We start from the raw sequence: 3503 nt of genomic DNA, 5'->3' as shown, positions 1-3503 counted from the left end.
TTGATGCTGTTCATGTTTCTCTGTTAAGAGCTGCGCGTACCGAGCGACTAGGCTATCAATCTGCCCAGACAGTTCTTTGTGCTCGCGCCGAATCTCGCCTGTGAACCCCTCCGCAGACTGAGATAACTTAGTTGCTGTCTTATCAGCAATCTGTTTGTGTTGTTCGTGTTTCTCCGTGATCGTCTGCGTGAAGAGCTGGGCCTGATGCGTCAGCTCCCGCGAGGTCGCCGTCGCCGCTGCCTGATACAAGGCTGCCACGAACGCCTCAAACTCCCGGAAGAGTGGCAACTCTTCCGGGTCGAGCCCCTGCTCACCCTTGTTCAGCCCGTTCTCCGACATCCCACCTGTCATGAATCCGATCCTTTCCACCAGTGGCCATTGCTGGCCTTCCTCGCACAGAAATCGGCGGTCGCTGCACCTAGCCCACCGAGCCGCTCTACTGTTAGGCGCAGCGCAAACGCCAGCTTGCCCGGCTGTTCTGGCTGGGATTGCCAGACACTTAGTGCCTTGTCCCATTCGCCAGCAGCCTCCCAAGCTACCGCCTCGCGTGGCCCATTACCCACTGACTGCCACAATGCCGCTGCCGCGTCCCAATCTCCCTCCATTTCTAGTAACTCCGCTTCGCACCGTAGCACGCCTACGTGGTCGCTAGCTTTATCAAAACAGCGATGGGCATCCGCCCAGCGGCGCACCTGGTACCATTCTTCGGCTTCACACCGTAGCACGCCTACGTGGTCGCTAGCTTTATCAAAACAGCGATGGGCATCCGCCCAGCGGCGCACCTGGTACCATTCTTCGGCGGCCTTCGACCACTGCTCTATCCCCTCACGCCACCGGGCACGGCATCGGCCCGCCGCCTCCCACTCACCCGCATTCTCGTACGCCAACGCGGCCTGCTCGAAGCGTTCATATTGCTCTAGCTGCGCCGCATCCGCCGTCATCTCCAATACCGATCCTCCCTCGGCCTGCACCTCTTGGAGCCAGTCTGTACCCTTCTTCGTAAATCCTGCGTCCCGGCAGACAGGCAGATCCCAGGGGTGTGGGTCGCCGGGGAGATCGATGACCGCTAGATACCGGCGTGCACGTGTGATCGCCACATACAGACGGTTGCACTCCGTCAGCCCCTCGTACAGCCCGATGCCCTTCTGCTTCGTCACTGATTCCCAGAAGTCCGGCGCACCGGCGAACAGACGCCACAGTACCACACAGTCCGCCTCAAGTCCTTTGAACTCGTCGATGGTATAAACGAGTTCATTCTTGACTCTAGAGTGGGTAGGGTCACTATTCAACTGATATAGGAGCCTATCCCGCTGATCCTCAGTTCGCGTCAGGATCGCACGGTCGTTGTTGGCCGGTAGTGAGCGGAGCGTCTCGATACAGTCCTCTTCGGTTCCGGAGAGCCGAACGGGGGCTCGGCCCACAGGCCCCCGGTCTGCCCCGAGGGGTGGGTCGTCCCAGCGCCAGCGGCCCTCCTTAATGTAAGGCTTCATGACGTCCCGTTTAAGGCCGGTCAGGGCGACTTTCGCCGCGTGGAGGATGGCCCCTGAGCTACGAAAGTTCCGCCCCAGGGTCTTCTCCTGGTAGTGCTGGCTGTCGTGAAACCTAAACGTTGTCAGATCCGACCAGCTGAAGGCGCTCGGATAGATCACCTGATGGGCATCGCCCGCAAGAAAAAGGTACGGGTTGTAGATGTCTCGTAGGTCAAACAGTACGGATAACTGAGCGTGTGTCAAGTCCTGAACCTCATCACAGAAGAGCGCCCCAAGACGCCAATGGGAATTCTCCTTTGGGAGGTACTGCACGGCTGCACGTGCTGCTCGGGCGAGATCCATCTCGTCATGTCGGCAGGCGTCTTTGAGCTCCCTTTGATAGGCACTGGCTACCCGTAGCACCGATTTGCGCTGGTTTCTCTCAATCGTTCCTTTTCTCTCACCGAGTTGTTCATATTCGTCGTGCGTCAAAAGCGGCAGACCTGAGTCAGATGCTCGCCCCTTGATCACGCCCCGAATCTCGCACCATAGAGCGGCCTCAGATAGATCCGGGCACTGTGCCCGGAGCTGACCTTTGGACCATTTACGGTACCAGTTATAGAAATCCCTCTCCCGGAATAGATCCCCTGGAGGTAGCTCACGACCAGCTTTAACGATCATTTCCTGACAGAACTCCGTATACGTCAAGAATTGGGGGTAACCAAGACGTGTGTCACTCTCTGGACAAAATTTGGCCAAAGTGTCATAGAGGGTCTTTGCATTGTCTCTCAGAACTGGCAGGAAGGTCACATAGATGACTTCCACTTGCTGTTCATTCTGTGTTCCCTCCTCCAAATCGGTGGCTTTCTTCTGGTGGGCGAACAGTCCATGGATGATCACGGTGCTCTTGCCGCTCCCTGCGCTACCATTGAGCAAGACTGGCTCCCTAGCGGATGCGAGTTGTTCCTGCTCTGGCGTCAGCAGCAGGTGAATTGGGGCAGGGGTGTCCGCCCAGTACGCTAGCCTGTCCGGGGCACGCCAGATTTCATCAGGCGGCGTGAAAAAGCGTGGAAGATCGTCCGTTCTATATAGGGTTTCCCAGGGGTCGGTTGGGCTGGTGTCTTCCGCCGCTCCGATGGTTGGCGCATCTTCGTCCGGTGGACGCAGTCCCGTCAAGAGGTCTCCTTCGCCGTCTCCCTTTGCTGGGCTATCCCCGAGGCGGCGATACAGGAACCCTGTTTTGTCATGGGTGGCGACGTCATAGATCACTAGCCAGTTGCCTTCCGCACGTCCGAAAAGCAAGCGATCCCCGCCATTTAGGCGCGCCTCCAGAATCCCCTCGGCTCCTAGTTTTTTTACTTTCAGTCCTCCTGTCCAATCCCCCTTCTGCAAGCGCATCAGACACTTTGGAACCTGAGTTCGCCAGGAATGATTCGGCTCGAGGCCATTGATGGTTCGAATGAAACCGGAACGGAACGCCAGTTTGTACATCAGCCCCTCACCTTGGATTGCCACCACCATCGTTTCCGTTTCTCTTCCTCCATCTTCCGTTTCTCTTCCTCGATCTCACGGCGTAGTGTAGCGACTTCAGCGGCGGTATCGGTTCTCATCCTAGCCACCTCCTCTTTTCCAGCTGCCTCCGTTTGCTCCTGTATCTGCCGCAGGCTCTGATAGCCCTGCTCCAATTTATCTAGGCGGACGACGACTCCCTGGATCTGACCGTTCATGATGGTTCCGGTCTGCTTGATGGCCAGCAGAGCACCTTCGATGCGAGCCAACTGCGCCTCGACACGGAGCTTCATTGTTTGCGCAGCCTCTTCCCCTGCCGCAGCCACTGCCTGCGGGATAGCTTGGATCTGCTGCTCCAGGGTCGCCTTGATGTCCGCCTCACCCTGTGCCCACTTCTCAGCCTGATGATCCAGAACCTCTTGGGCATGCCCTTCGAACCCTTCCAGATCAAGAGCAATCTTTTTGACACGTGCCAATGCGCTTGAATAATCACTCTCAAGTTTGGTTTGAACCGTCTCTATTGTG

General features: G+C 57.4%; 2 protein-coding genes and 1 pseudogene. All 3 read right to left on the bottom strand.

Annotated features, from left to right (window positions below; all coding sequences use genetic code 11):
- The coding region (locus ACH2EH_RS17860) for a hypothetical protein (protein WP_395143710.1) at window positions 1–351 on the bottom strand (351 nt) is incomplete at its 3' end.
- Window positions 348–2990 carry a UvrD-helicase domain-containing protein gene (locus ACH2EH_RS17855; RefSeq protein WP_395143708.1) on the bottom strand — a complete coding sequence of 881 codons (2643 nt, stop codon included), beginning with the start codon at window positions 2988–2990 and terminating at the stop codon, window positions 348–350. The genes ACH2EH_RS17855 and ACH2EH_RS17860, both read right to left, overlap by 4 nt.
- Window positions 2960–3503, bottom strand: a pseudogene (locus tag ACH2EH_RS17850) (hypothetical protein); the annotation flags it as partial. The gene ACH2EH_RS17855 and the pseudogene ACH2EH_RS17850, both read right to left, overlap by 31 nt.

Origin of the sequence: Armatimonas sp., assembly GCF_043760365.1 — a bacterium.
Classification (GTDB): Bacteria; Armatimonadota; Armatimonadia; order Armatimonadales; family Armatimonadaceae; genus Armatimonas.
The sequence above is the reverse complement of the archived record's forward strand: the minus strand, read 5'-3'. Positions and strand labels throughout refer to the sequence as shown.